At 35.1% G+C, this 24,783-nt stretch carries 20 protein-coding genes; 9 read left to right on the forward strand and 11 right to left on the reverse strand.

All coding sequences use genetic code 11. From position 1 onward, the window contains the following. Positions 1 to 4 precede the first annotated feature (4 nt). The 5 genes from AC6H33_RS06740 to AC6H33_RS06760 are packed head-to-tail and all read right to left on the reverse strand — an operon-like array spanning position 5 to position 5,704. On the reverse strand, positions 5 to 1,450 hold the full coding sequence (locus tag AC6H33_RS06740; RefSeq protein WP_497604119.1) for a Mur ligase family protein: 1,446 nt from the start codon (positions 1,448 to 1,450) through the stop codon (positions 5 to 7). Further along, positions 1,450 to 2,187, reverse strand: a complete 738-nt coding sequence (gene estV / locus AC6H33_RS06745; RefSeq protein ID WP_497604120.1) for an EstV family lipase — start codon at positions 2,185 to 2,187, stop codon at positions 1,450 to 1,452. Before estV ends, AC6H33_RS06740 begins: the two co-directional genes overlap by 1 nt. After that, positions 2,187 to 3,224 carry a D-alanine--D-alanine ligase gene (locus AC6H33_RS06750; RefSeq protein WP_497604121.1) on the reverse strand — a complete coding sequence of 346 codons (1,038 nt, stop codon included), beginning with the start codon at positions 3,222 to 3,224 and terminating at the stop codon, positions 2,187 to 2,189. The genes estV and AC6H33_RS06750 overlap by 1 nt, the downstream gene beginning before the upstream one ends. Positions 3,225 to 3,236: 12 nt before the next feature. Further along, complete coding sequence (gene ruvA / locus AC6H33_RS06755; protein ID WP_497604122.1) at positions 3,237 to 3,803, reverse strand: Holliday junction branch migration protein RuvA; 567 nt, start codon at positions 3,801 to 3,803, stop codon at positions 3,237 to 3,239. Further along, the gene (locus AC6H33_RS06760; RefSeq protein ID WP_497604123.1) at positions 3,800 to 5,704 is read right to left on the reverse strand and encodes a flagellar assembly protein A; all 1,905 of its coding nucleotides are present in this window, start codon (positions 5,702 to 5,704) and stop codon (positions 3,800 to 3,802) included. The genes ruvA and AC6H33_RS06760 overlap by 4 nt, the downstream gene beginning before the upstream one ends. A 103-nt stretch (positions 5,705 to 5,807) precedes the next feature. Here AC6H33_RS06760 and murJ point away from each other — a divergent pair, with 103 nt between their 5' ends. Together murJ and cysS are read left to right on the forward strand one after the other, a co-directional pair. Beyond that, positions 5,808 to 7,214, forward strand: coding sequence for a murein biosynthesis integral membrane protein MurJ (gene murJ / locus AC6H33_RS06765; protein WP_497604124.1), 1,407 nt, complete (start codon positions 5,808 to 5,810; stop codon positions 7,212 to 7,214). Continuing rightward, positions 7,201 to 8,601, forward strand: coding sequence for a cysteine--tRNA ligase (cysS, locus tag AC6H33_RS06770; protein ID WP_497604125.1), 1,401 nt, complete (start codon positions 7,201 to 7,203; stop codon positions 8,599 to 8,601). The genes murJ and cysS overlap by 14 nt, the downstream gene beginning before the upstream one ends. Here cysS and AC6H33_RS06775 read toward each other — a convergent pair whose 3' ends face one another. Then, positions 8,602 to 9,801 carry an NAD(P)/FAD-dependent oxidoreductase gene (locus AC6H33_RS06775; RefSeq protein WP_497604126.1) on the reverse strand — a complete coding sequence of 400 codons (1,200 nt, stop codon included), beginning with the start codon at positions 9,799 to 9,801 and terminating at the stop codon, positions 8,602 to 8,604. It abuts the gene before it with no gap. 77 nt (positions 9,802 to 9,878) lie between these two features. On the opposite strand from AC6H33_RS06775, the gene AC6H33_RS06780 reads away from it, so the two are divergent. Next, entirely contained in the window at positions 9,879 to 10,790 is a 912-nt protein-coding gene (locus tag AC6H33_RS06780) for a class I SAM-dependent methyltransferase (protein WP_497604127.1), read from the forward strand. A gap of 120 nt (positions 10,791 to 10,910) precedes the next feature. Here AC6H33_RS06780 and AC6H33_RS06785 read toward each other — a convergent pair whose 3' ends face one another. Both AC6H33_RS06785 and AC6H33_RS06790 read right to left on the reverse strand, forming a co-directional pair. Further along, positions 10,911 to 11,468 carry a DJ-1 family glyoxalase III gene (locus AC6H33_RS06785; RefSeq protein WP_497604128.1) on the reverse strand — a complete coding sequence of 186 codons (558 nt, stop codon included), beginning with the start codon at positions 11,466 to 11,468 and terminating at the stop codon, positions 10,911 to 10,913. A gap of 14 nt (positions 11,469 to 11,482) precedes the next feature. Further along, entirely contained in the window at positions 11,483 to 12,418 is a 936-nt protein-coding gene (locus AC6H33_RS06790) for an HD-GYP domain-containing protein (protein WP_497604129.1), read from the reverse strand. Between the two features lie 211 nt (positions 12,419 to 12,629). Here AC6H33_RS06790 and AC6H33_RS06795 point away from each other — a divergent pair, with 211 nt between their 5' ends. The 4 genes from AC6H33_RS06795 to AC6H33_RS06810 are packed head-to-tail and all read left to right on the forward strand — an operon-like array spanning position 12,630 to position 16,545. Next, positions 12,630 to 13,991 carry a circularly permuted type 2 ATP-grasp protein gene (locus AC6H33_RS06795; protein WP_497604130.1) on the forward strand — a complete coding sequence of 454 codons (1,362 nt, stop codon included), beginning with the start codon at positions 12,630 to 12,632 and terminating at the stop codon, positions 13,989 to 13,991. A 3-nt stretch (positions 13,992 to 13,994) separates the two neighbouring features. Beyond that, positions 13,995 to 14,666, forward strand: a complete 672-nt coding sequence (locus AC6H33_RS06800; protein ID WP_497604131.1) for an alpha-E domain-containing protein — start codon at positions 13,995 to 13,997, stop codon at positions 14,664 to 14,666. A gap of 2 nt (positions 14,667 to 14,668) precedes the next feature. After that, the gene (locus AC6H33_RS06805) at positions 14,669 to 15,613 is read left to right on the forward strand and encodes a M14 family metallopeptidase (RefSeq protein ID WP_497604132.1); all 945 of its coding nucleotides are present in this window, start codon (positions 14,669 to 14,671) and stop codon (positions 15,611 to 15,613) included. Further along, positions 15,610 to 16,545 (forward strand): M14 family metallopeptidase, encoded by a 936-nt coding sequence (locus tag AC6H33_RS06810; RefSeq protein WP_497604133.1) that lies wholly within the window; start codon positions 15,610 to 15,612, stop codon positions 16,543 to 16,545. The genes AC6H33_RS06805 and AC6H33_RS06810 overlap by 4 nt, the downstream gene beginning before the upstream one ends. 15 nt (positions 16,546 to 16,560) lie before the next feature. Here the strand turns inward: AC6H33_RS06810 and AC6H33_RS06815 are convergent, their stop codons facing one another. The 3 genes from AC6H33_RS06815 to AC6H33_RS06825 are packed head-to-tail and all read right to left on the reverse strand — an operon-like array spanning position 16,561 to position 23,357. Continuing rightward, a complete protein-coding gene (locus AC6H33_RS06815) occupies positions 16,561 to 17,493 on the reverse strand; it encodes a transglutaminase family protein (protein ID WP_497604134.1) in 933 nt (310 codons plus the stop codon). A 5-nt stretch (positions 17,494 to 17,498) separates the two neighbouring features. Then, positions 17,499 to 19,982 (reverse strand): circularly permuted type 2 ATP-grasp protein, encoded by a 2,484-nt coding sequence (locus AC6H33_RS06820; RefSeq protein ID WP_497604135.1) that lies wholly within the window; start codon positions 19,980 to 19,982, stop codon positions 17,499 to 17,501. A 3-nt stretch (positions 19,983 to 19,985) separates the two neighbouring features. After that, positions 19,986 to 23,357: a transglutaminase family protein gene (locus AC6H33_RS06825; RefSeq protein WP_497604136.1), complete on the reverse strand. Its 3,372-nt coding sequence runs from the start codon at positions 23,355 to 23,357 to the stop codon at positions 19,986 to 19,988. A gap of 171 nt (positions 23,358 to 23,528) precedes the next feature. Here AC6H33_RS06825 and AC6H33_RS06830 point away from each other — a divergent pair, with 171 nt between their 5' ends. Together AC6H33_RS06830 and AC6H33_RS06835 are read left to right on the forward strand one after the other, a co-directional pair. Beyond that, positions 23,529 to 24,395, forward strand: a complete 867-nt coding sequence (locus tag AC6H33_RS06830; protein ID WP_497604137.1) for a decaprenyl-phosphate phosphoribosyltransferase — start codon at positions 23,529 to 23,531, stop codon at positions 24,393 to 24,395. After that, the gene (locus tag AC6H33_RS06835) at positions 24,392 to 24,781 is read left to right on the forward strand and encodes a GtrA family protein (protein WP_497604138.1); all 390 of its coding nucleotides are present in this window, start codon (positions 24,392 to 24,394) and stop codon (positions 24,779 to 24,781) included. The genes AC6H33_RS06830 and AC6H33_RS06835 overlap by 4 nt, the downstream gene beginning before the upstream one ends. The last annotated feature ends 2 nt before the right edge of the window (positions 24,782 to 24,783 follow it).

A 24,783-nucleotide genomic window follows, 5' to 3' on the forward strand; every position in this document is an offset into this window, starting at 1 on the left:
CCATCTATATAAAATTAGGTGCATCATTTGCAAAGAGGATAATGTCTCCTGCTTTTGTTTGTGATGCAAGAAGTGACTCAATCTTTGACTTATCTTGAAGTATTATCTTGTTTTTTACGTTTAGGTTTTTATCAAAAAGCTCTGCGTTTAATGCGCCAGTAACTATAACTATCTCAAAGACGCCATTTATTGCTTCGATAAGTTTTAGGTTTAACTCATCACTGCTCTCAACAAGCCCTGGAGTTATGATGACTTTTCTTCCAGTATGCAAAGAGCAGAGTCTGATAGCTTCTAACATCCCATCTATATTTCCATTATAACCATCATCAAGGATTAGTTTTCCTCCAGCTTTTATCATCTGAAGTCTATGCTCTACTGGTTTTAAATCTCTAACTGCTTTTATTATCTCATCGTTACTCATGCCAAAAGTTTTAGCGATTCTAACTGCCACTGCGATATTCATAGTTTGGAATGAGCCTAAAACCTCAGTATGAAGTGATAAAACTCCATCATCTAGTTTCATCTCAAAATCAGTTCCATCCAATTTTGCATCTATATTTTGTATCTCATCTCCAAAAAAAGTAACCTTATCATGAGGTTCATTTGTCACTGAAGTGTGGATAAAGGCATGTTGCAGTCTTGGAGATTTCATAATTTCTAGTTTTGTAGAGATAATGTTTTGCAGAGTTTTAAAGTACTCAACGTGAGCTAAACCAACTTTACCAACAACAACATTTTGAGGCTCTAAAAAAGTTGTTATTTCATATATATCGCCACTCTGTCTTGCTCCTGCTTCACAAACATATATTTCACTACTCTTTGGCAGAGACTCATTTATATCTCTAATGATTCCACCTAATGTATTTACGCTTCTTGGAGTTGCATAAACCGTAAACTTTTTACTAAGAATTTGAGCAACAAAATTTTTAATACTTGTTTTGCCATAACTCCCAGTAATAGCAACTATCTGGAGTTTTTCCATACTGCGCAACTTCTTTTTTGCCTCTCTTTTAAAAGATGTAAAGAGAAACTTCTCTATGGCAAAACTACCGATATAAGCCACAAACAAGGGCATAAAGACACCATAAACTTCACAAGCATTTTTGATTGTGCAGAGGACATTTTGGAAAAGTACCAAAGAGATAAGAAGTATCAAAAATCTCTTTACTCTCCAAGTAAGGACAAGTTTTTTATCTAGTTTTTTATGCCACAAAAAGATAGCTGGTAGGATAGCAAAAAAGAAAAATATTATAAAAAATTTCCCAGTTGTGTAGTAGGCGATAAATGGAATAAAAAAGTAGATAATATGCCAATGAGGCTTATGGTGCTTTAAGAGCACACGAGAGAGTTTATAATCATACCACTGAAGGTTTGTGATAAGGTACCATCCCAAAATCAAAACAAAAAGTGTATTTGTTACAAATGCTATAAAAATTTCATAATCTTGCATTATTTATGTTCCAATGTTTTTAAAAATGTGTTTTGTATATTTTGTGATACATCTTTTGCATGTTTTAAAAAGAAGTAGTGATCACCATCATAAACACTAAGCATTGAGTCTTGTATGAGTTTTTGCATCTTTACTCCGCTGCTTAGTGGTGTTGCGCTATCATCTCTTCCCCAGCACAGAAGAGCTTTTCCATCAAAAGAAGCAAACTCTTTTGAAAAATCCTCATCTACAACATTTTTAAATGTTTGATACATTGGCTCACTTAGTTTTTTTGCATCAGCTGCTACAAAAAACTCTCTAAATTTACTCAGTCCAAAGAGTTTCAAAAATTTAAACAGTGCTATTTTTGCTCTTATTTTTAGAGATTTTGTTCTATAAATTCCTGCACTTGAGAGTAGAACTAAAACAGAAGGTTCAAGTAAAAGAGCAACCTTTCCACCAAAAGAGTGACCTACTATAATATCTTTAGAAGCATTTAAATGAATCATCAAAAGTTCGACTATTCTTGCATAATCTTTCGTCTCTAACGCAAGATTACAAGTAGAGCCTCCAAATCCTGGTAAATCTATATAGATATGTCTAAATGTATCCATATATGGAGCAAAAGCCTTTTTCATAAGAGCTTTATTACTTCCCCATCCATGTAAAACAATCATATCTACACTCGCGTCTGGATTTAATATCTCATAACTTATATCTATAGTATGCTCTTTGAACTGTATTGACTTTACAGCCATTACTTTCCTTTGGCTTTAGATATTGAGTGTATATACTCATAATTTACTTTAGCTCTTTTTGTGTGAGGAAGTGAATCTGCAAGGAGTTTTAAAGAGCCCCCGAAATCTTCAAAAAGGTAGTTTGCCATAGACCCTGGGATTGGATTTATCTCATTTAAAAATACCTCTCCATTAACAACAAAGAAGTCACATCTAATAAGTGCGCCTTCAAATAGATTTTTATAAATTTTCTCAAAACTTGCTCTTAACTTTAACTCTAGCTCTTTGCTTATCTGAGCACCCTCTACATCTCCACTTCTTGAAAAATCCATATATTTTTTCTCAAAATCTAAGAATTCCTCTTTTTGAGGCTCTTCAATTATAGAGAAATAAAATTTTGAGTTTGCGCTAAAACCAGCTAAGTTATACTCTTTTACACCCTCTAAAAATGGTTCAACTATAACTGAGTTATCAAATTCAAATGCGCTATCAAGGGCATAGTCAAGCTTACTCTCATCTTTTACTATGCTAACACCAATAGAGCTTCCAAGACGTGATGGCTTTACGATAATAGGGTAAGCAATTTTTATATTTGAGTGTTCACTTGAACTTAACTCTTGTGAATCAAGACATTTAACACCTCTTGCTTGGCAGAGCCATTTAGTGTATCTTTTATCATAAGAGAAGACACTCGCATCTACTCTTGGTCCGATGTACTTGATTGAGAAAAAATCAAGAATTGCAGCGATTGTTCCATCTTCTCCGTCTCCACCATGAATAAGATTTAAAACAGTATCGCTAATTTCAAAAGAGCTAAAAAGTCCCTTTTTAACAAAAGAGCCATGCGCTAATGAGAGCTTTGGCATCTTTTTATATTCACCTCTTGAAAATGTTGTAGCTCTCATTTTTGATGCATCAATAAGATAAAACGAATGGTCTTGATCACAAAAAATAAAATTTAACTCATAATTTGATAATTTTGCTTTAAGTGTAATTGCACTTACTATGCTGATTTCATGCTCAAAACTAGCACCGCCGAATAAAATAGTTAACTTCAATATATACCTCTTTTAAATTGTTTTGAGAAGCTTTAATGCCTCTTTTACTAATGTCGCTGTATCAACTGCGCTACATGAACTTAATGCTTTTAAAATTTTATCTTTTTTAAATCCTAATGACTCTAGTGCCTCACTTGCTTGAGAAACTGATAAGCTTTTTGGTTCGTCCGTAGATGATATTAGTTCAGTATCAAAGCCACTAAGCTCCACTAAAATCCTTCCAGCACTTTTAGGACCAATACCAGGGACTCTTTGAACTCCTGTTATATCTTTATTGTTCAAAACAACTGCAAATTGAGAAGGAGTATATGTAGAGCATATAGCCATCGCTACTTTTGGACCAACTCCGTTTATTTTAATAAGACGCTCAAATAGTTTTTTCTCACTAAGTTCTAAAAATCCATAAAGTAACTGCGCATCTTCTCGTATGATATGTGAAGTAAACAGCTTAACTTCATCGCCACCTATGGCAGAAAAACTTTGCAATGATATAAAAACTTCATAAACAACACCACTAACATCTACATGAACAAACGAAGGCTCTTTGGAAACAATCTTTCCTCTTACCCCTACTATCACTCTTTTACCGCCTTTATCTCATAAACTCCATCTTTATCTTCTACAATTGCGAACACCTTATCCATAGAGCCCTCTTTTGGCTTGTAACTAAGTTCAATTGGAGGATCAACAAGTCTAAAAACAATCTCATTATGCCCACTCCATCTATCTCTGTTTATGATTCGTGCATCAAAAATATTATCTTGAAAAGAGGCTGTTTTAGTCGTTAGAAGAGTCAGTTTGTCATTTTTAACTTTGTACTCGTTGGTTATTATCTCCAAGTACTCTTGAATCTTTAAGAATTGTTTATATTTAGTCACAAAAGATGATGGCATTTTAATTCCATTTTTTTTGTAATGCATCAATCTTTTTTTGACTTCATTAAAAGCGTCCGTGTTGTCTATAACTAATTTTCTATATCTGTCTATCTCTTTTTTAATATCATCGATACTTGTTTTTAGCTCACTGATCTCACTTTTATTTTCACTAAAATCTTCAATCTTCTCTTGTTGTAAAATTGGGTCAATTGTAAAGACGTTTTCACTTCCTTGAAGTTTTTTTATCTCTATCAGCCTTGAAGCTGTCGCTTTAACATGAGAAGTACAGATACCAATCTCTATATCTTTAGCTCTTATATTTCCGCCTAGAGCTTGAGTAATCTCAACTTTTTTTCCCTCAACCAACCCATGTTCTAAGCGTGTTATCTTGATGTTATCGCCTTTAGCACTACCTTTGTGAACATTGATAGTTAGGTTGTTAGCGGTTATTTGCGATGTTTTATGAGTTTGTCCCTCTACTGTGGCTCTTTTTGCATGTATTTTTGAGTTTGGGCCTACATTTCCGCTAATATCTATCTCGCTAACTTCAACTTCCATGCCGTTGCCTATTGCATCTTTTTGGGAGTCACTCTCTTTGACACTTAAAGAGACATCAGAATCCAATCCAGTCAAAATAGAGCCTGTTGTTTTAAAAGATATTTCACCAATATCCATCTCTGATTTTATCTGATATTTTTTTGCTTCAAAGCTTATGTATCCGCTTTTTTTTGCCTTGTAGAGAATATTATCTTTTGAATCTATTATCTCTATTGTTTCATCAACTGTAAAGTCAGGTGCATATTTAACTCTAGGCTCAGAGGGCTCCATAAACTCACCACGACAGTTTCTTCCAGCTTTGCCTTTTTTTGGCTTTATATATTCCATAAGCAACTCATCTTCTAATACGCTGTGAATAAAACCTCTCTTAGAGTAATCAACCTTTTCATGCGCATCTGTTGCAGTCTCTTTTTCATAGTGCTTTATGAGCTCATCATTTATAGTAGCTGCTGGTTCATAACCCTCAGATATAAGTATCGTTTGGTTTTTATCATATTTTACAATTCCGTCTACTTTTGCAGTAACTGAAACTCTAGATATTATCTCAGGAACCATCTCATCAAAAATATCTAACAAAATACCTGCACGAACTTTGCTCTTATTTATATACTTTAAAAATTCTTCTTCAATCCTTGGAGTGACAATAACTTGCGAACCCTCTTTTATACTCAGATAAACTTTGCACTTAGTAGCATTGGCTCCTATTGCAGCGTTAAAATCTTTAAAAACGTTATCATCGTTTTTTGAATAAACTTCTATTTCGTATGTCTGCTTAATCTGAAAATCTTTATTTAAAATTGATGCAGCATCATCTAATTCTCGTAGTTCATTTCTGCTTATCGCTTCCCATTCCAGCTCGACATTTTCTTTGTTTCTTCTTGTATATGTTTGTATATCTAGTATGTCAAAATCCAGACTGCTTGTACTAACTCCATTTTTTTTTGCTATTTCTATAAGTTCTTTAGCAACGTTTTGGGTTTTTACAACAGTTGGGCGAATTGTTTTTACTATTTCTTCTGTATTGCTACTCGAACCAAATAATCCCATACTTTCAACCTAACTTTAAATTTTTAAAAAAAATAAACTCTACATTTTAATCAAACATTTGTTAAACTTTCGTAAAAGTTATCATATTACCCAAAAGAAGCCCATGTTTAAAGCCATATTTACCAACAGCTTTGGAATTTTGTTCTCAAGAATTTTAGGATTTTTGCGAGACATGTTAACAGCTTCTGCTCTTGGCGCAAATATATATAGTGATATATTTTTTGTCGCCTTTAAACTGCCAAACCTTTTTAGACGAATATTCGCCGAAGGTGCTTTCACTCAAGCTTTTATCCCCGCTTATGCTCACGCAAGACATAAATCTCTTTTTTCTGCAAATATATTTTTACTATTTTTATCAATTATCCTTGTTATAACTCTGCTAGTAAATATTATGCCCTCTCTTGCTGCCTCAGCAATCGCAGTTGGGTTTGATGAAAAGACAATTGAGTTATCAGCCCCATATGTTGCTATAAACTTTTGGTACTTGCCTCTTATCTTTGGGGTTACTTTTTTGAGCACTATGCTTCAGTATAAACGCCACTTTGCTACAACAGCATTTTCTACTGCACTCTTAAATATCTCGCTCATCATAGCGTTACTGCTTAGTGAAGATAAAAGTCAAAGCGAGATAGTCTACTATCTTAGTTTTGGTGTAGTTATTGGCGGTATTTTACAACTAATAGCACATATCATAGCTCTTTACAATCTAGCTCTTTTTAAACCTTTATATGGCGGTTTTAAATATATAAGAGAAAAATCACATCTCATAAAAGAAGATAGCAAAAAATTTAAAAAACAGTTTTTTCCTGCTATGTGGGGGAACTCAACTCCTCAAGTTAGTGCCTTTTTAGATACGTTTTTGGCTTCATTTCTAGCAACTGGTTCTATCAGTTATCTATACTATGCCAACCGTATTTTTCAACTCCCTCTTGCTCTTTTTGCAATAGCAACTTCTATAGCGCTCTTTCCATCAATAGCAAGATATATAAAAAATGGTGATGAGAAAAAAGCAAGAGAGTATATGCGAAAGGCTTTTTGGTTTTTAGCCGCTCTACTCAGTGCAAGTACGATAGGCGGTTATATCCTCTCGTATGAGATTATCTGGTTTTTATTTGAGAGAGGCTCATTTACAGCAAAAGATACGCTTGTAACTGCTCAAATACTTCAAATGTACATGTTAGGACTTCTGCCGCTTGGTCTTCAAAAACTATTTTTACTTTGGTTATATGCAAACGAACAACAGCTTCATGCCGCAAAAATAGCAACCTTTTCTCTTCTCTTCTATATTGCATTTGCCCTAATTCTCATCACCCCTCTAGGAGCTTCTGGTTTAGCACTAGCTGGAACAATCAGCGGTTTTATAGGCTTTATTATGACCATAAAAGCATTTGGAGTAAAAGATTTTTTTGATATACTCCGAAACAAAAAAGCAATCTATCTCTTAATTGGCTCTTCGATTTTTACAATTATACTTATAGTTTTGAAGGATTTCATCAGTGTTTATATTTGATTCGGCGAAAAAGATAAAAAGAGAGTTTATACCTCAAGTTGATGGGAAAGTCTCACTTTATGTATGTGGTCCTACTGTTTATGATGATGCACATTTAGGACATGCTAAGAGTGCTTTGGTTTTTGACCTGCTCTGTAGAGTTTTGAGTGCTAATGGTTATGAAGTGACTTATGCTAGAAACATTACTGACATAGATGATAAAATCATCAAAAAAGCACTAGAGCAAAACAAAACTATCAAAGAGATAACAGACTTTTATACGGATGCTTATCATAAAGAGATGGCTCTTCTTGGCATAAAACGCCCAAATATAGAGCCTAAAGCGACAGAGTCACTAGATGCTATGTATGCGCTTATACAAAAACTTCTTGATAACAAACATGCATATAAAACAGCTAATGGGGATGTATATTTTGATACTTCAAGTGATAACGAATATCTCACATTATCAAAAAGAGTTCAAGATGATAGTGATAAACTCCAGCGTGTAGAGAGCTCATCACACAAGAAAAACGCAGCGGATTTTGCACTCTGGAAAAGCGTGGATGATGATAGCGTAACATTTGACTCTCCTTTTGGCAAAGGTCGCCCTGGGTGGCATCTAGAGTGTTCAGCTATGATAGAGAAGCACTTAAGCAAACCTGATGCAAAGTTTGCAGTAGATATTCATGGAGGCGGAGCAGATTTGCTCTTTCCTCATCATGAAAACGAAGCAGCACAAACTAGATGTGCAACCAACCACGCACTCGCAGCTTACTGGATGCACAATGGCTTTGTAAACATTGATGGTGAGAAGATGAGCAAAAGTCTTGGAAACAGTTTTTTTCTAAAAGATGCGCTAAAGATATATGAGGGAGAAGTTTTACGCTTTTATCTTCTTAGTACACATTACAGAAGCAACTTTAACTTTAATGAAGAAGATTTGGCAACTGCAAAAAAACGCCTTGATAAGGTTTATAGAGTTAAAAAGCGACTCTTTGGGCTAACTCATGAAAATGAGAAAACTTTATTTCAAAACGAGCTTCTTGGTACTCTTAGTGATGATTTAAATATCTCTGCTTCTTTGGCGCTGATAGATGAGATGATAACTCGTGCAAATGAGACGCTAGATACCGCAGGAAAGCATAAAGAGCTAAAACGCGAAACTCTCTCAAATCTCTCATACATAGAAAAGCTTTTAGGTTTTGGCGAAAAAAATCCTTATGAGTACTTTCAGTTTGGAGTTGATGAAGAGACAAAAACAAAGATTGCAACACTTATACAGATGAGAGATGAGGCAAAGAGCGCAAAAGATTTTGCAGCTTCAGACGCGATAAGAGATGAGATTTTAGCTTATAACGTAAATCTTATGGATACTCCTCAAGGGAGTTTTTGGGAGAAGATATAACTACTTGGGATTTTTTATCCTATTTTTATATCCTGTGTTTATACGAAGACGAAGCCCTAAATAGTAAGCGTATGTTATGGCTTTTTTTAGCAGATACGCACTATATCCTTTTACTTTTATCACTCCAAAGAGTTCCCCACTTGCCCATCTTCCACCAAGAGCGATGAAGACTCCAAGAACTTTAGCGTCAAATGGTTTTATGCTTTTGTTGTCAATGTTTTTACGGATAGACTCAGCCACATATTCTGCACTTCTCTCGGCTGTTTGAGCAGTTGGAGGAAGGATACCGCCAGTTGCGTCACGTATCTCTACACAATCTCCTATGGCAAATACGTTTTTTCTTTGAGCTATATTTAACATCTTGTCTGGAATAAATTGAGAGATTCTGTTTTTCTCTACATCTATAGCTTCATTCAAATCAGACGCTTTTATACCGCCTGTAAATATCATAAAATGGTATTTTATAGCATCTTGATTTTTGAAGTAGATAAAGTTTTCATCCATCTTATCAATAAAAGCGTTTGTTAAAATATTTACACCCAACTCTTCGAGTCTTTTGTGTGTGCTATTTATCAAGAAACTACTCATCCCTGGCAAAATAGTCTCACTTGCGTCAATGAGATATATTTTTATGTTATTTACTCTGCTGCCTATTGTTTTTTTATAGACCTCTACTACATTTGCCATCTCAGCTGCAACTTCAACACCGCTAAGCCCTGCTCCGCCAATGGCAAGGTTTATCTCTTGCACCTCTTCATTTTGAAGTTTTTTATATATTAGATTTTCAAACTCAGCTCTAAAGTTATGCGCTCTATGAAGACTCTTAACTCCAAAACTATGCTCTCTTAAGCCTTCAATAAAAGAGAAAAAGTTTGTTTTAGCGCCAGTTGCTATTATGAGATAGTCATAAGAGAAAGCCCCTTTGCAGACTTCAACACTTTGTGATTCAAAATCAACACTCACAACATTGTCATAAACAAATGTCACTTTTTTCTTAAACCCACTGCACCAATCTTGTAAGTCAATTACAACGTCATGCAAATCAAATCTACCAGCTATATATCCATAAGCCTCAGTTTGTAGGTAGTGGTATGGGTGTTTATCTATTAGCGTTACATCCATATCACTCTGTTGTGCCAAAAATTCTATTGCACGCAGTCCGCCATAACCACCGCCAATAACAACAACTTTTTTATTCAAATTTTGCCTTTTATTCAATAAATAGTTAAAATTATACAATTTATAAGAGTTATTAATTAAAATTATTGGATAAAAAAATGAATATTGAAGAGTTAAGGGTCTTACTGATAGAAAATTCTAAAGATGCAACCGAGGAGTTTAAGAGGCTATTTCACGGCAGAGGCGGACTTTATGATGGTTTTAAATATCTTACAATTGACTCAATAGACAAAGTGTTAAGTGTCGCTTTTTTTGCAAAAGATGAGGATGAAGAGAAGCTTATTTTGATGCTACAAGAGTTTACTATCTCCTCAAGATATAAAACCTTAGTTGTGCAAAGACGCTATGAAAAAGGCTCTTTTGGTGAGGTTTTAGTTGGAGAACTTGATGAGAACCTTTATGCACTTGAAAATGGAATGAAGCTTAAACTAAACCTTATCTCAAACCAAAACAGCTACTACTTTGCAGATATGAAAAATGGCAGAGCGTTTGTGAGAGAAAATGCAAAAGATAAAAGAGTGCTAAATCTCTTTAGTTATACATGTGCCTTTAGTGTTGCAGCAAAGTTAGGCGGTGCGCTAAGCGTTTCAAACATAGATATGAGCAAAGGCTCTCTCTCAATCGGTAAAGCAAATCACTCTCTAAACAAGATAGATCCAAAAGGTGTCAGTTTTTTACCATATAACATACTAAAATCTTTCTCAAAAATAAAACAAAACTCTCCATACGACCTCATCATCATCGATCCGCCAACCTTTCAAAGAGGCAGTTTTGAAGCGACTAAAGATTATGAGAAAATTGTAAAAAAACTCTCTCAAATCGCTGCACCTAATGCCCAAGTTTTGGCATGTCTAAACTCAACTGAGCTAGATAGCGAATTTATCATCAACCTCTTTAAAGAGTTTGCGCCTGAGTTTAACTTTGAGAGAAGGCTAGAAAATGTAGGCGAGTTTGCAAACCTAGATGAGCAAAAATCTCTTAAAAATCTTCTATTTTATTACACACACTAAAACGAACACGTCCGTTCTAGTGGGAAGGACAAATGTCCCTTCCAACCCCCTGAAGCTACGAAAAACTTTGTTTTTCGAGAAATAAATATTACACAACTTTATACAAAAAATAGTGTAAATTTATTGACAGTAAGTTGCCAGAAGTTCACTCTTGACTTCTTGGAATTTCTCTTTGCCTGCTAGTTTTTTAACGATTTGCAGACCAAAACAGATAGCTGTTGCTGGTCCGCGTGATGTCATAACATTTGCATCTTCTACGACCATCTCTTTATCACTAAATCCATCTTCTCTTATCTGGGTCTCAATCGTTGGATAACATGTATAGTTATGCTTCAAAACTCCAGCCTTATGCAGAGCCAGTGGTGCCGCACAAATTGCACCTATCAGTTTTGCATCTCTATCCATCTCTTTTACTATTTTTTGCACATTATTATCATCTCTAAGAGCCAGAGTTCCCTCCCATCCACCTGGAAGGACTATCATATCAAGTGTAGAGGTATCAACACTCTTTATCTCAAAATCTGCTAAAACACTAATGCCATGCGCACCTTTAACCTCATTTTTACTACTCAGTGAAGCAACTACAACCTCAATCCCACCGCGTCTTAAAACATCTATGATACTAATTGCTTCTATCTCTTCAAATCCATCTGCCAATGGCACTAAAACTCTGCTCATAATTTCTCCTTTTTTTATTTAAATATCTCGATAAATTTATTTATAAGTTTAGAATCTAAATAATCTTTCATTTGAAGTTTCATCAGCTTTAGAGCATCAAAAGTAAGCAGAGCATCTCTGTATGTTCTTTTGCTTGTTATTGCATTAAAAATACTACATATACTTATGATACGAGCATAAAGAGGAATATGTTCCTCTTTAAGTCCACAAGGATAGCCAGTACCATCAATCTTTTCGTGATGATATATTATTCCAGCCAGAATATTTTCATTTTTTATACCAATTTTTTTTGCCATCTCATACCCAAAGAGAGCGTGCTTCTTGACCTCTTCAAACTCTTTTTTTGTTAACTTTCCATTTTTATCTATAATAGCAGAATCAATTTTACTCTTTCCTATGTCATGCAACATTGCAGATTCGCCAAGCTCATGAAGTTCATCTTTGCTAAGTCCGATACAACTCCCTAAACACAAAGAGTAAATAGTTACATTTAAAGAGTGTGTATGTACATAATAATCACCTGTTGCTTCACTCATCAACGACTTTACTCTAAAGTGTTCATCTGCTACTGTTCCAACAATGTCACCTACTATTTTTTTTATAGAATCATAGTTGGTAACATTTTCTGGATTTTCAAAAAAATCAAGTAAGATTTTTGAGGCATTTTTGTATAAAACTTTAGATTCTGCTTCAAAACTGACATTCTTGCTTTTAACTATTGAATCTAGATATGTTTTATAGTCCTTTTTATACTCGCTATGCTCGGCATCTATTACGTATAGAGCTTCAACCTCTTGCAACACTGTTTTATTCTCAGATGTTACGACAAAACCCTTGCCTATACAACATTTTATCTCTGTTGTAGACTCTGGTGGAAAGTAAATATCAAAGTCAAAAGTAGCGCCTTCTCGAATAATGTTTTTATCAATTAAAATATATTTACTAGACATTAAAATTTACCCAATTTATCATATAGATTTGTATTTTAAAAAATTATACATTGCCTTACTTTAATAACTCTTATATCAAAAAATTAACTTAAAAACTTAGCACCAATGAGTGTAGCTATAGTAATAAAATATTTATTATTGATTGAAGGGGTTCTATTATTCTTATTTTATGATGGTATAATTATTTTATGTCATAAATTGGAGGTGTTCATTGTTAGAAAAATCAACAGAGTCACATGAAAAATTTTGGGAAATATTCTCAAAACAAGATAGAAAAAAAATAGATGAATTTAAAAAATATATGGACAAGTTCGCAATAAATTTCAATCTATATAAAGATGGCAATTTCATAGAGCGTTCCCTTCCTTTTGATGTTGTTCCACGCATTATATCAAAAGAAGATTTTTCAAAAATAGAAAAAGGTTTAGTTCAAAGAGTAACTGCGCTAAATATGTTTTTGGAGGATTTATATACCGATGAGAAGATTATAAATGATGGCGTAGTACCAAGAGAGTTTGTTCTTCAAGCCAAAGGTTACTTAGAAAAATTTAAAGGCTTTTCTCCCTCACAAAAAATAAGAACTCACATAAATGGCATTGACCTTGTAAAAGATTCTGCAAATGATGAGTGGGTTATTTTAGAGGACAACTTAAGAGTTCCTAGTGGCTCTAGCTATCCACTCTCAATCAGAGATACATATAGAAAAATCTATCCAGATTTCTTTGAGAGTATGAAAATCAAGCCAATTAAACAGTATCCAAAATATATAGCTGATGCCATGAACTATGTAAACTGTGGAGGGATAAACATTGTCCTCTCTCCAGGTAGATTTAATGCTGCATATTATGAGCATAGCTATTTAGCAGATAAAATTGGTGCTGAATTAGTTCGCGCTCATGAGCTCAAAGTTGTTGATAAAAAGTTGTACTTTAAAAACTATGATGGAAGACTTATAAAAGTAGGCGCAGTTTATAGAAGACTTGATGATGATTTCTTAGACCCATCTTTTTTTAATCCAGACAGCCTTATCGGTGTTCCTGGCCTTGTTGAGGCTTATCTGAGCGGAAATGTAGCCATAATGAACGGCATCGGAAACGGTGTTGCTGATGATAAGGGAATATACTATTTTGTTCCAAAGATGATTAAATACTATCTTGGCGAAGAGCCGATACTTCAAAATGCACCAACTTATCTGCCATATTTCAAAGAGGATATGGACTATATCTTTAACAATATGGAAAAATTAGTTATAAAAGATGTAGCCGAAGCTGGTGGATATGGCGTGTTGTTTGGACACGCTATGACGGCAACTAAAATAGCGGATTTGAAACTAATCATTAAAGCAGATCCTAGAAGATTTATCGCTCAGGAGTTGGTAGAGTTTTATGATGAGAAGTGCTACATAGATGGAAAACTGCAAGATAGAAAAGCGGATTTTAGAGCTTATGTTGTAATGGGCAAAGATGTAAAAGTTTGGGAATGTGGACTCACAAGATATGCTCTTGAAGCTGGAAACTACCTAGTAAACTCATCTCAGGGTGGCGGTTTTAAAGATACATGGATTATGGAGTAGAAGATGGAACAACTATTAACAGCAAATGTAGCCACAAACTTATACTGGCTTGGAAGATACTTAGAGAGAATCGGTTCAACTTTTATTTTGGTAATGAAAGCTTACGATTCAGTAATTGACATTGACAAAGATGAAGGAGTTGCTCTTTATAAAAAATTTGGTATAGATTTAAAATATACAAATTCACAAAGTTTTTTAAACAATGCGATTTTAGGTGAACACTCAGCAAATATATACAACCTTACTTTAATGGCAAGAGAAAATGCGATTATATGTCGTTCACATATAGATACAGAGGCTTTTGGAGAGATTATGGATCTTAATGCTATCCTTGAGAGAGCCTCTAAAAATAAGATAGATATAACTCATCAGTGTATTGATTCTTCTGATTCTATCATTCGTGAGATTTGGGGAACACTATCAAGAAGAAAAAATAGACAATCAAGTGATTACTTTTTTAGGCTTGGCAAAGTCGTAGAAGAGCTAGACTTTCATCTAAGATTTGATTCAGATAAAGAGCTAGTTAAGGTCGTGGTTAAAAATATAGATTCAATTATAAAAAAACTCTTATGTAAAAATGAAGCTGATGTAGAGGCATATCAGAGTCTAAATGCAGAGAAAGAGGACATCATGGCAGAGATTGATAAAAGAATCGGACAAATAATAGTAGGATGATAATGCAAGTAAAAGAGATATTCTCATCTCAACTGCCAGTTGGTGAGACACTTAGTATAAAAAGAAGCAGGTTTGAACCACTTCAAAAAAGTGATAATTTAAAAAGAATAAGCATAGTCAGTGGCACACATGGAGATGAGCTAGAGGGTCAATATGCCATCTATCTCCTTACCTCTTGGCTCAACGAAAATCAAGATGCAATAAGTGGAATTATAGATATATATCCAGCAGTAAACCCTTTGGGGATTGATACTATAACAAGAGGTTTTCCTCTTTATGAGGTTGATTTAAATAGAGTTTTTCCAGGCGGAGAAGATGGATTTTTACCTGGGCAACTCGTTCATGCTCTCGTACAGGATATAAAAGGAAGTGATATTGCCATAGATATACACTCGTCAAATATCTTCTTAAGAGAGATACCACAGATAAGAATAAATAAAGAGTTTTCAAACTTTACACTTCCTCTTGCAAAAGAGCTAAATTGTGATTTTATCTGGATTCATGACGCTGTTACGGTTCTTGAAGCTACTTTTTCGCATACAATGAACTCACTCGGGACAAAAACTCTAGTTGTAGAGATGGGCGTTGGTATGCGTCTGACAAAAGAGTATGGGGAACAGCTCTTATGTGGGATGCTAAACCTTATGAAAAAAGAGGGAATTATAACAACAGAGAAATCATTTGAAGCTAGAGAGCCCTTTTTATCAGAAATTGGAGAAGTATTTTATCTTAACTCTCCATCAAGCGGGCTCTTTGTTCCAGCACTTGACCACTGCGCTATTATCAAAAAAAATGAGAAGATTGGCACGATAGTTGAGCCTCTGACTGGTGCTACCTTAGATACGCTATACGCGCCAAATAGTGGTATTCTTTTTACGCTTCGTGAATTTCCAGTTGTTTATGAGGGTTCACTTCTTGCGAGAATCTTTGGAGAGAGAGACAAATGAAGATAATTGAAATTGCAAACTTTACATCTTTAAATAGAGCTCCTTTGGTTATAGAGGGGTATCTCTTTGAGGGAAGCGACCCATATGCCCCAAGTGTTGCCATAGTTGGTGCTATGGAGGGTAAAAATATACTTCCTCTTTATAGTGCTTCAAAATTAGTAGATTTTTTAAAAAACAAGATTCATGATAAAGATAAAATAAGAGGAGATATACTTGTTATTCCCTCTATCAACAGTTATGCGCTAAATATAAATGAGAGATTTTGGCCACTAGATAAGACAAACATAAACACGATGTTCCCAGGTTATGAACTAGGCGAGACAACGCAGAGAATAGCAAAAAAAGTCTTTGATGCCATTCGTGGTTATACCTATGGAATTATCTTAGAGAGCAGAGAAGATTTGTCTAACTGTATCCCATATGTAAAACTTTTTAAATCTGGTTTTGAGGATATAGAGGGTGCTAAAACATTTGGCTTTAGAGTTGTAAATCATAGAGAGCTAACCCCAGTAGATACAGTAACACTTCAGTATAACTGGCAACTTTGGGAGACAAAGGCCTACTCTATTGTTTGTCCAAACAAGAACCAGATTGATATAGATAACTCAAATGAAATTTTTGAGGGAATTATTCAATTTCTTAGTAAAAACAAACTTATTGATTATAGAGTTTTAAATGGTTTTGAGTCAGTTATCGCTGCACAAGAAGATATTGAGATAGCAAAAGCTCCAAAGAGCGGTATCTTTATTACTATGAAAAAAGAGGGTACTTATATCAGTAAAGGCGATGTTATAGGACAAATAGTCCACTCCCTAAATGGAGAAATTGTACATACTTTTATATCTACATGTAATGGAATGATAGTGTGTTGCTATAAAAATGGATTGATTTTAGAAGGTGCGTTAGCTTTTAGGATAATTAAGAGCGATTAATAAAACACCGCGCAATTATTGTATTTGCATCTGCATCTGTTGCTGTATTAGCGTCTTGCTATCCACTCTTTTTACATCTACCATAACCAAGAGCTGACTGCCTCCACTGCTTGAAACCACACCCTTTAGTGGGGAGATGTCGTTATAGTCTCTTCCTGCGCCTAAAATGATATGTTGATCCGTTGGTATTATGTTGTTAGTTGGGTCAAATCCCACCCATCCCATACTTGGTATATATACACTAAACCAAGCGTGTGAGGCATCTGTTCCAAAAAGTTTCTCCTCACCTTCTGGTGGCTTTGTCTCGATATACCCACTTATATATTTTGCAGGTAGTCCTATCGCTCTTAGAGCCGAGATTGCAAACTGTGCAAAATCTTGGCAGACACCTTTTTTTGCTTCAAAGATTGTCTCTATGGGCGTAGTAATAGTGCTAAAGCCATTTAAAAACGTAAAATCATTAAAAATTCTACTCATAAACTCCTCAGTTGCTTCAAAAATATCTCTATTTTTATGAAATGACTCAAGAGCATATTTTTTTATTGCTAAAGAGGCATTTGGTATCAGTTCTGATTCAAATAAAAACTGTTTTGCACTTAAATCATCTGGATGAAAACTAGATAGTCTCTCTAGTGCTTTGGCATAAGTAATACTGTTTTGTTTGATAGCGTTAATGCTTCTTTGCATTAAATCTGGTAGCAGTTCAACCCTTGACTTTCCAACAACACTCAAAGATTGATGAGCTTCTCTAACCAATATATGTCGGTTTGCATTTCCAAACATATCTACAAAATCAAAGAACTCAAAAACTTCTGGCTCTATCTCCATTGAGAAACTAAGAACTCTTTGAAATGCGCTATCTGCTGGTTTTATTCTTGCTATGTTATGACTAAAAGTTACTAGACTTTGATAGCTAAATGTTGTTTTGTGGTAAATTTCATAAATCATTTTTGTTACTCATCATAGTGTGAAAAATAGGTTTTTGTAAACTCGTTTGAGCACTCTGAAAAATAGTTTGAGAGCTTTGATAGTGCGCTGTCTAGCTCTGTGTATACAACTTCTTCATCTTGAAGTCTCATAATATCTTCTATATATAACTTATCTAAAAACAGACATGCCTCAGCGATTGGCTTCTCATAATCAGTCAGATAATCTTTTGACTTTGGAAGCTGTTTAAACTCCTCTGCCAATTTAGTAGTTATATATGCTAGTGACTTTGGAAATTGCTTATTTAGCACTAAAAATTCCACTACATTCTCATGCATAAGTGAGCTTTTATACTGCGCTCTATATGCATTCATACTCTCCATAGAGTTTAGCATCGCTTCTAGGACATCATAGGTAACTGATTTGTTTAGTTTTATACACAACATAGATCTGGCTTTTGAGATAAGAGTTGAAGCACTCTCTATTTTGTAGCCTATATCGTAGAGGATTAACCCCTGCTCTTTAAATATACTCTCACCAACTAGCCCTTTGTAGGCAATAAGGTAGAGTAAGAGTTTGTTGAGCTCGTTGGCTATATCGATACTTGTAGTATCTGTTTTAGATACAAATAGATCTAAATCTTTTCCAATTTTTTCCAAAAGTTTAGTTGATTTTACAGCTAGAAGGTCTTTTAGGTTTATATTTGAATTTGAGAGCATATAGATTATAGAGGTGAGTGAACCACCATGTGCTCTATTTTTAATTACAGATAAAATCTCATCTGTTGGATTTATACTTGATTGATTATTGTCTAAAAACCCTGGATATGTCATCGTGAGGTGCGTTAGAGCTTTTTGCAAAATTTCTTGCGCTTCTTGTGAATTTGAAATCTCATAACGATATAGATTTGTCAGTTTTTTTACAATATACACTATAAATCTTGTAGTATCAATTGCTCTTGAGAGGTATCGTCCCAGCCAAAACAGATTTTCTGCTCTTAGTGTTGAGATATTGTTTATAGCGGTAATGAGATACTTTTCATGCCTTGAGTTATCACCTTGATAGTGCTCTTCATCTTTACTTGATAGTATCCATAAATCTTTACTTGTTCCGCCTTTTTGTGATGATACTAAAAGCGCATCTTTTATAGGAGAGACTCTAACAAGTCCGCCATCCATAACGCTATATCCATCATTGCCCTTTAGACAAAATGTTCTTATAACAGCATTTCTTGGCTCAATTTTGCCACCTCCATAGTAAGGCGTTGTTGAGAAGCTTATCTCCTCTTGAGCTATATATTTGCTAGGATTTTGTCTTATAAGTTTAGCCAGAGAGAGAAGCTCTTTTTTTGATAAATCTTTTCCAAGATAAACAACACTATCTTGCGTTGTATCTATTTTTTTTACTATAAGCTGATTGAGATTTTTCATAACAAATTTTAACTCCTCTTTTTGACCACACCACCATGTGGCAACTTGAGGCAGAATCAGCTCTTCTTGTAAAAAATAGTGAGCGATTTTGTTCATAAAAGGATTTAGTTGAACATTTTCTAAAATAGCGCTGCCTATTGGATTTATCACATTTAGATTGTTTTGTCGCATAGATTCTACAAAACCAGCAACGCCAAGTTTTGAGTTGCTATTTAACTCAAGAGGATCACAAAATCTATCATCAACTCTTCTTAGGAGTGTATTTATTTTTTTAAGTCCACCCAAACTCTTTAGCCATAGCGCACCATTTTTACTAAGAATATCCTCTCCCTGAACTAAATCTATCTCTAAAAATGAACTCAAATAAGCGTGTTCAAAATATGTTTCATTGTATGGTCCAGGGGTTAAGATAGCCGCTGATGAGGTGTCACCATCTGCTAAATCTTTAATTAACTCTTTAAATTCATCTATAAAGTGAAACAGTTTTTTTGTACTGATATTTGGATACAACTCTTTAGAGATTACGTTCATAGTTAGTCTATTTTCTATGGCATATCCAAGCCCTGATGGAGCTTGTGTTTTATCTCCGATAACCCACATTTTGCCATCTGGACCTCTTGCTATATCGGTTGCATAAAAGTAGAGATTGAAATTGTCTCTGTTCCCAAGGTTAAAAACTTCTGTTGCATAACCTTTGTCTCCATAAATAATCTCAGCGGGTATGATTCCGTCTTTAATGAGTCTCTGCTGGGAGTAGATGTCTCTTAGGATTAGATTTAGAAGTTTTGCTCTTTGGATAAGTCCTTTTGTTATCTCTTCCCACTCACTCTCGCATATAACGAAAGGTATTGGGTCTAGGCTCCAAGCGCGGTTTATGTTGTTATCGTTACTGTATATGTTATATGTAACACCATTATCTTGCAGATGCCAATCAATATCTGCTTGTTTTTTATTTAGTGTGTCTAACCCAGCAAATTCTATATTTTTAAGTATATCTTTCCAGTAATCCCTGATGTTATGGTTGTTATCAAACAACTCGTCAAAAGAAGATTCTGAAAAATAGGAGTCAAAAAGAGCCATAAGTTACTGTTTTGCCCACTTTCTTCTTAGGTCTAGCGTATTTGGATACTCTATGCTTTGTGATACATGTTGATATAAAAACTTTTTGTTCTCTTTTGTACTCTGTTTTGCCAACACTGCTCTTTTTGTACCATTTACCTCTACTGTTGATTGTTTTACGATAGCAGATGATATATATTCAACCTCGCCTTGAGTATGATTAAAATCCCAAAATCTATTTGTGCGTCTTGCCTCTGCTTCATAGCTGTTTACTGGGAAAGTATCATAAGTTCGCCCACCTGGATGTGAGACAAAATAGCTCATCCCGCCGATTGATCTTTGGTTCCATTTATCGACTACATCAAAAACCAGTGGAGTATCAACTCCAATAGTTGGATGAAGAGCTGACCAAGGTTGCCACGCTTTGTATTTTACTCCTGCGACAAACTCTCCCTCGATTCCAGTAGGACTTAGCGGAACTACAACTGAGTTACATGTAAGAACATATCTCTCTGGAGTAAAATTGCTCACTTTGACTTGAACTCTCTCTAGTGATGAGTCCACATATCTTGCAGTTCCTTGTGAGCCGCTCTCTTCACCTAGAACATTCCACGGCTCTATCGCGGCTCGTAGTTCAAGATGAAAATTCTCAACACTAGCCATTCCATAAAGCGGAAATCTAAACTCAAAAAATGGGTCAAACCAATCAAGTTTAAACTCATATCCCTCGTTATTTAAAAACTCAACTATATCTCTGATGTCATCTTTTACATAGTGTTCAAGTAAAAATTTATCATGAAGCTGAGTTCCCCAACGAACAAGCTTATGCTTGTACGGTTTTCTCCAAAAGAGTGAAACAAGAGTTCGCACAAGAAGCATTTGCAGTAGCGCCATTTGTGGGTGTGGTGGCATATCAAACGCACGAAGTTCTAAGATACCGAGTCTTCCAGAACTAGAGTCTGGCGAGTAGAGTTTATCTATACAAAACTCCGAACGATGCGTATTTCCAGTGATATCTGTTAGCATATGACGAAACAGTCTATCTGTTAGCCAAAAAGGAACTTCCCCATCTGTTGGAATCTGCGAAAATGCAATCTCTAGCTCATAAAGATTTTCAGCTCTTCCCTCATCCACGCGCGGTGCTTGAGATGTTGGACCGATGAATGCACCTGAGAAAAGATATGATAGTCCAGGGTGATGCTGCCAAAATGTAATCAAGCTTCTTAGTAGTTCAGGTCGTCTTAGAAGCGGGCTGTCTGAGGGCTTCATAGCGCCTATCGTCACATGGTTTCCGCCACCTGTTCCTGTATGTTTTCCATCAAGCATAAACTTTTCAGTTCCAAGACGAGATTTTCTCGCATCATCATATAGTTTTAAAAGATTATCGCTCAAGTCACCCCATGAAGTTGCAGGTTGTATATTTACCTCGATAACGCCAGGGTCTGGAGTAACTTTTATGGTGTCAAGACGCAAATCATGAGGAGGCTCATACCCTTCTAAAACAATCTTTATATCTAACTTTTTGGCAACCGCTTCGATAGACGCAACAAGCTCCAAAAATGCTTCTACTGTGTCAAGTGGTGGCAAGAAAATATATAGTTTTCCATCTCTAACCTCTATGTTTAGAGCAGTTCTTACAAAGATTGAGTTTTTGCTATCTTTTATCTGAAGCTCATTAGAGTTCTCTACTCTCTTTTTGGCATCTTTTCTATACTTTTTAAGTTTTGGAGCTTTTGCAAAAAGATCAGGTTCAAAACCAGCTGGGAGCTCTTGCTTTGGTTTCTCCATCAAAGAATCCATCGGAAGTCTAAATCCTATTGGCGAATTTCCAGGGATTAAGTATAGTTCTCCTCTTCTAAATTCCCATCCTGAACTCACCCACTCTTTATTTAAAAAATTTAAAGGAAGAGCAAATCCCACTGGAGTATGTAATCCCCTAGATAAAACTTTTGCTATATTTTGTCTCTCAAGAGGGTCTTTTAAATCAATCTTACTCAAATCAACATCTATCGGTAGAGATGCCTCTTTCATGATGTAGTAGAGTGGGTCCTCATAGGCTTTTATGATATTTTGGCTATCAAGTGCTAGAGTGTGAGCGAGTGTGGTTATAAATTTTTGAGCATCATCGTTTGTATAAGCATAGCTCTCATTCATATCTGCAAAAAGCTCTGGATTTTTCCAGATATTTTTCTTATCTTTTCTCCAGATGATAGAAGTCTGCCATCTTGGAATAGGCTCTCCAGGATACCATTTTCCTTGTGCATAGTGAAGTAACCCGCCTTTAGTAAATGAAGAAAGAAGTCTGCGAGAGAGCCTGTCTGCAAGCTCTCTTTTGTGCGCTCCATCAGCATCAGTGTTCCACTCTGGTGATTCCATATCATCAACTGATACAAAAGTTGGCTCACCACCCATAGAGAGTCTCACGTCATTTTGCTCTAGTTCAGCATCAACATCAAATCCAAGTCTGTAAATATCTCTCCACTGATCATCTCTGTATGGTTTTGTTACGCGAGGAGATTCAAAGATTCTCGTGACCGTGTTTGAGTACTCAAGTTCTGCTTCACACTTATCACTCAGCCCCTCGATAGCATGAGCACTCTCAAATGATGGAGTACAAGCTAGTGGGATATGACCCTCTCCTGCAAAAAGCCCACTAGTTGAATCAAGTCCAATCCAACCCGCCCCTGGGATATAAACTTCAGTCCAAGCGTGCAGGTCTGTGAAGTCTTCTTGTGGACCACTAGGACCATCAAGTGACTCAACATCTGCTTTTAATTGCACAAGATAACCAGATACAAATCTTGAAGCAAGTCCTAAATGACGAAGAGCCTGAACAAAAAGCCATGCATAATCTCTACAACTTCCAAGCTTTTTACCAAGTGTGATTTCACAAGGTTGTACACCAGCTTCAAGTCTAATTGTGTAGTTTAAATGTTTATAAATCTCTATGTTTAGATAAACCAAGAAGTCATTAATAGGTCTTGATGCTAAGTCTAATGAAGCTAAAAATTTTTTAAGTTTTTTTCCATCTTCTGTAATCTCAAGATATGGAACAAGCTCTTTTTGTAGCTCTTTGTTGTAGGTAAAAGGAAAATTTTGTGCAGAATCGTCTACAAAAAAATCAAATGGATTTATAGATATCAAATCCGCAATAATCTCAACATCAATCCCAAACTCTTTTACTTTCTCAGGAAAGACTATTCTAGCAAGGTAGTTTCCAAATGGGTCTTGTTGCCAATTTATAAAGTGATTTTCAGGCGTAATTTTTAGTGAGTATGCCTCAATAGGTGTTCGACTATGTGGTGCGGGGCGAAGTCTGATAATATGTGGAGAGAGTGAAATAAATCTGTCATATTTATAGTGAGTTTTGTGAGATAGTACAACTTTGAGTGACATAATTTTCCTTTTTATGTTGATTATGCAGAGAGATTTTTACAAGTTAAATCTTAGCTGTATGATTGTTTATTATACTACATTTTAAAGCCAATTCTATAAAACATACAAAAGCCTAGCCTTGATGAAGATTTCATAAAATGCTATAATTTACATAAAAAAAGGTTGTCTTAGTTGAGCGAACTCTTGAAATTGCTGCGTATTCATCAATATATAAAAAATCTTTTTGTTTTTATGCCTCTATTGTTCTCTTTCGCATATACAGATACTCATGACAACATAAATACCCTTGGCGCATTTGTACTTTTTTCTCTGATTGCAAGTAGTATCTATATCTTTAACGACCTTATGGATATAGATGAAGATAGAGCACACCCGACTAAAAGAGAGCGCCCTCTTGCAAGTGGAACTGTCTCTTTAAAAAATGCAAAGATTTTAATCTTTCTTCTATCCTTTACATCTCTGTCTCTCTCATTTTTACTTAGTTTTGAGCTTTTTATTGTTCTCTTTATCTATTTTGTTTTAAATATCTTCTACTCAATAAAACTCAAACATATCGCTATTTTAGACATCTTTATAATCGCTACTGGTTTTGTTTTAAGACTTTTCGCTGGTTCTGTTGTAACTGGCATAAACCTCTCCATGTGGATTATTCTTATGACTTTTCTTCTTGCTATATTTTTAGCACTTGCAAAAAGAAGAGATGATGTACTGCTATCACTTGATGGGCAAGAGACTAGAAAAAACATAGATGGCTACAACCTTGAGTTCGTAAATGCCTCAATGGTTCTTATGGCTGGAGTTGTAATCGTTAGCTACATACAGTACACAATATCACCAGAGGTTATAGAGAGGATAGGAACAGAGCACCTATACATAACCTCTTTTTTTGTAATTCTTGGCATACTTAGATATATGCAGATAACTTTTGTAGAACAAGATAGCGGTAGCCCAACTAAAATAATTATAAGAGACACCTTTTTAAAACTGACTATTGCCCTCTGGCTCATTAGCTTTTTAATAGTAGTAAAACTTTTATGATTGCATTTAGATATATACTCTTTGCAGTTCTCTCAACTGCACTAAATATAGCTTTTCAATACCTTAGTTTTATGCTCTACGATGGCTTCTTATCGCTCTATATTGCGATGTTTATCGGAACAGTTGCTGGTTTGGTTTTAAAGTATATTCTTGATAAAAAATATATCTTTTTTCATACACCAAAGAGTAAAAAAGATGATGGTAAAAAGTTTTTTCTCTACTCTTTGATGGGAGTATTTACTACTGTTATCTTTTGGGGTTTTGAGATTGGGTTTGATACTCTGTTTGTAAATGAAAATGCAAAATACATAGGTGCCGTTATAGGTCTTAGTATTGGCTACGTTGTCAAGTATTTTCTTGATAAAAAATTTGTCTTTAAGGATTAGTT

The organism is Sulfurimonas limnophila, assembly GCF_059705345.1.

Bases quoted from the DNA above. Each gene is read 5' to 3' on its own strand.
- AC6H33_RS06740 (WP_497604119.1), bottom strand. From the start codon at position 1,450: ATGCAAGATTATGAAATTTTTATAGCATTTGTAACAAATACACTTTTT.
- AC6H33_RS06785 (WP_497604128.1), bottom strand. From the start codon at position 11,468: ATGAGCAGAGTTTTAGTGCCATTGGCAGATGGATTTGAAGAGATAGAA.
- AC6H33_RS06760 (WP_497604123.1), bottom strand. From the start codon at position 5,704: ATGGGATTATTTGGTTCGAGTAGCAATACAGAAGAAATAGTAAAAACA.
- AC6H33_RS06780 (WP_497604127.1), top strand. From the start codon at position 9,879: ATGAATATTGAAGAGTTAAGGGTCTTACTGATAGAAAATTCTAAAGAT.
- AC6H33_RS06825 (WP_497604136.1), bottom strand. From the start codon at position 23,357: ATGTCACTCAAAGTTGTACTATCTCACAAAACTCACTATAAATATGAC.
- AC6H33_RS06810 (WP_497604133.1), top strand. From the start codon at position 15,610: ATGAAGATAATTGAAATTGCAAACTTTACATCTTTAAATAGAGCTCCT.
- AC6H33_RS06820 (WP_497604135.1), bottom strand. From the start codon at position 19,982: ATGGCTCTTTTTGACTCCTATTTTTCAGAATCTTCTTTTGACGAGTTG.
- AC6H33_RS06815 (WP_497604134.1), bottom strand. From the start codon at position 17,493: ATGATTTATGAAATTTACCACAAAACAACATTTAGCTATCAAAGTCTA.
- AC6H33_RS06805 (WP_497604132.1), top strand. From the start codon at position 14,669: ATGCAAGTAAAAGAGATATTCTCATCTCAACTGCCAGTTGGTGAGACA.
- murJ (WP_497604124.1), top strand. From the start codon at position 5,808: ATGTTTAAAGCCATATTTACCAACAGCTTTGGAATTTTGTTCTCAAGA.
- AC6H33_RS06800 (WP_497604131.1), top strand. From the start codon at position 13,995: ATGGAACAACTATTAACAGCAAATGTAGCCACAAACTTATACTGGCTT.
- AC6H33_RS06790 (WP_497604129.1), bottom strand. From the start codon at position 12,418: ATGTCTAGTAAATATATTTTAATTGATAAAAACATTATTCGAGAAGGC.
- AC6H33_RS06835 (WP_497604138.1), top strand. From the start codon at position 24,392: ATGATTGCATTTAGATATATACTCTTTGCAGTTCTCTCAACTGCACTA.
- estV (WP_497604120.1), bottom strand. From the start codon at position 2,187: ATGGCTGTAAAGTCAATACAGTTCAAAGAGCATACTATAGATATAAGT.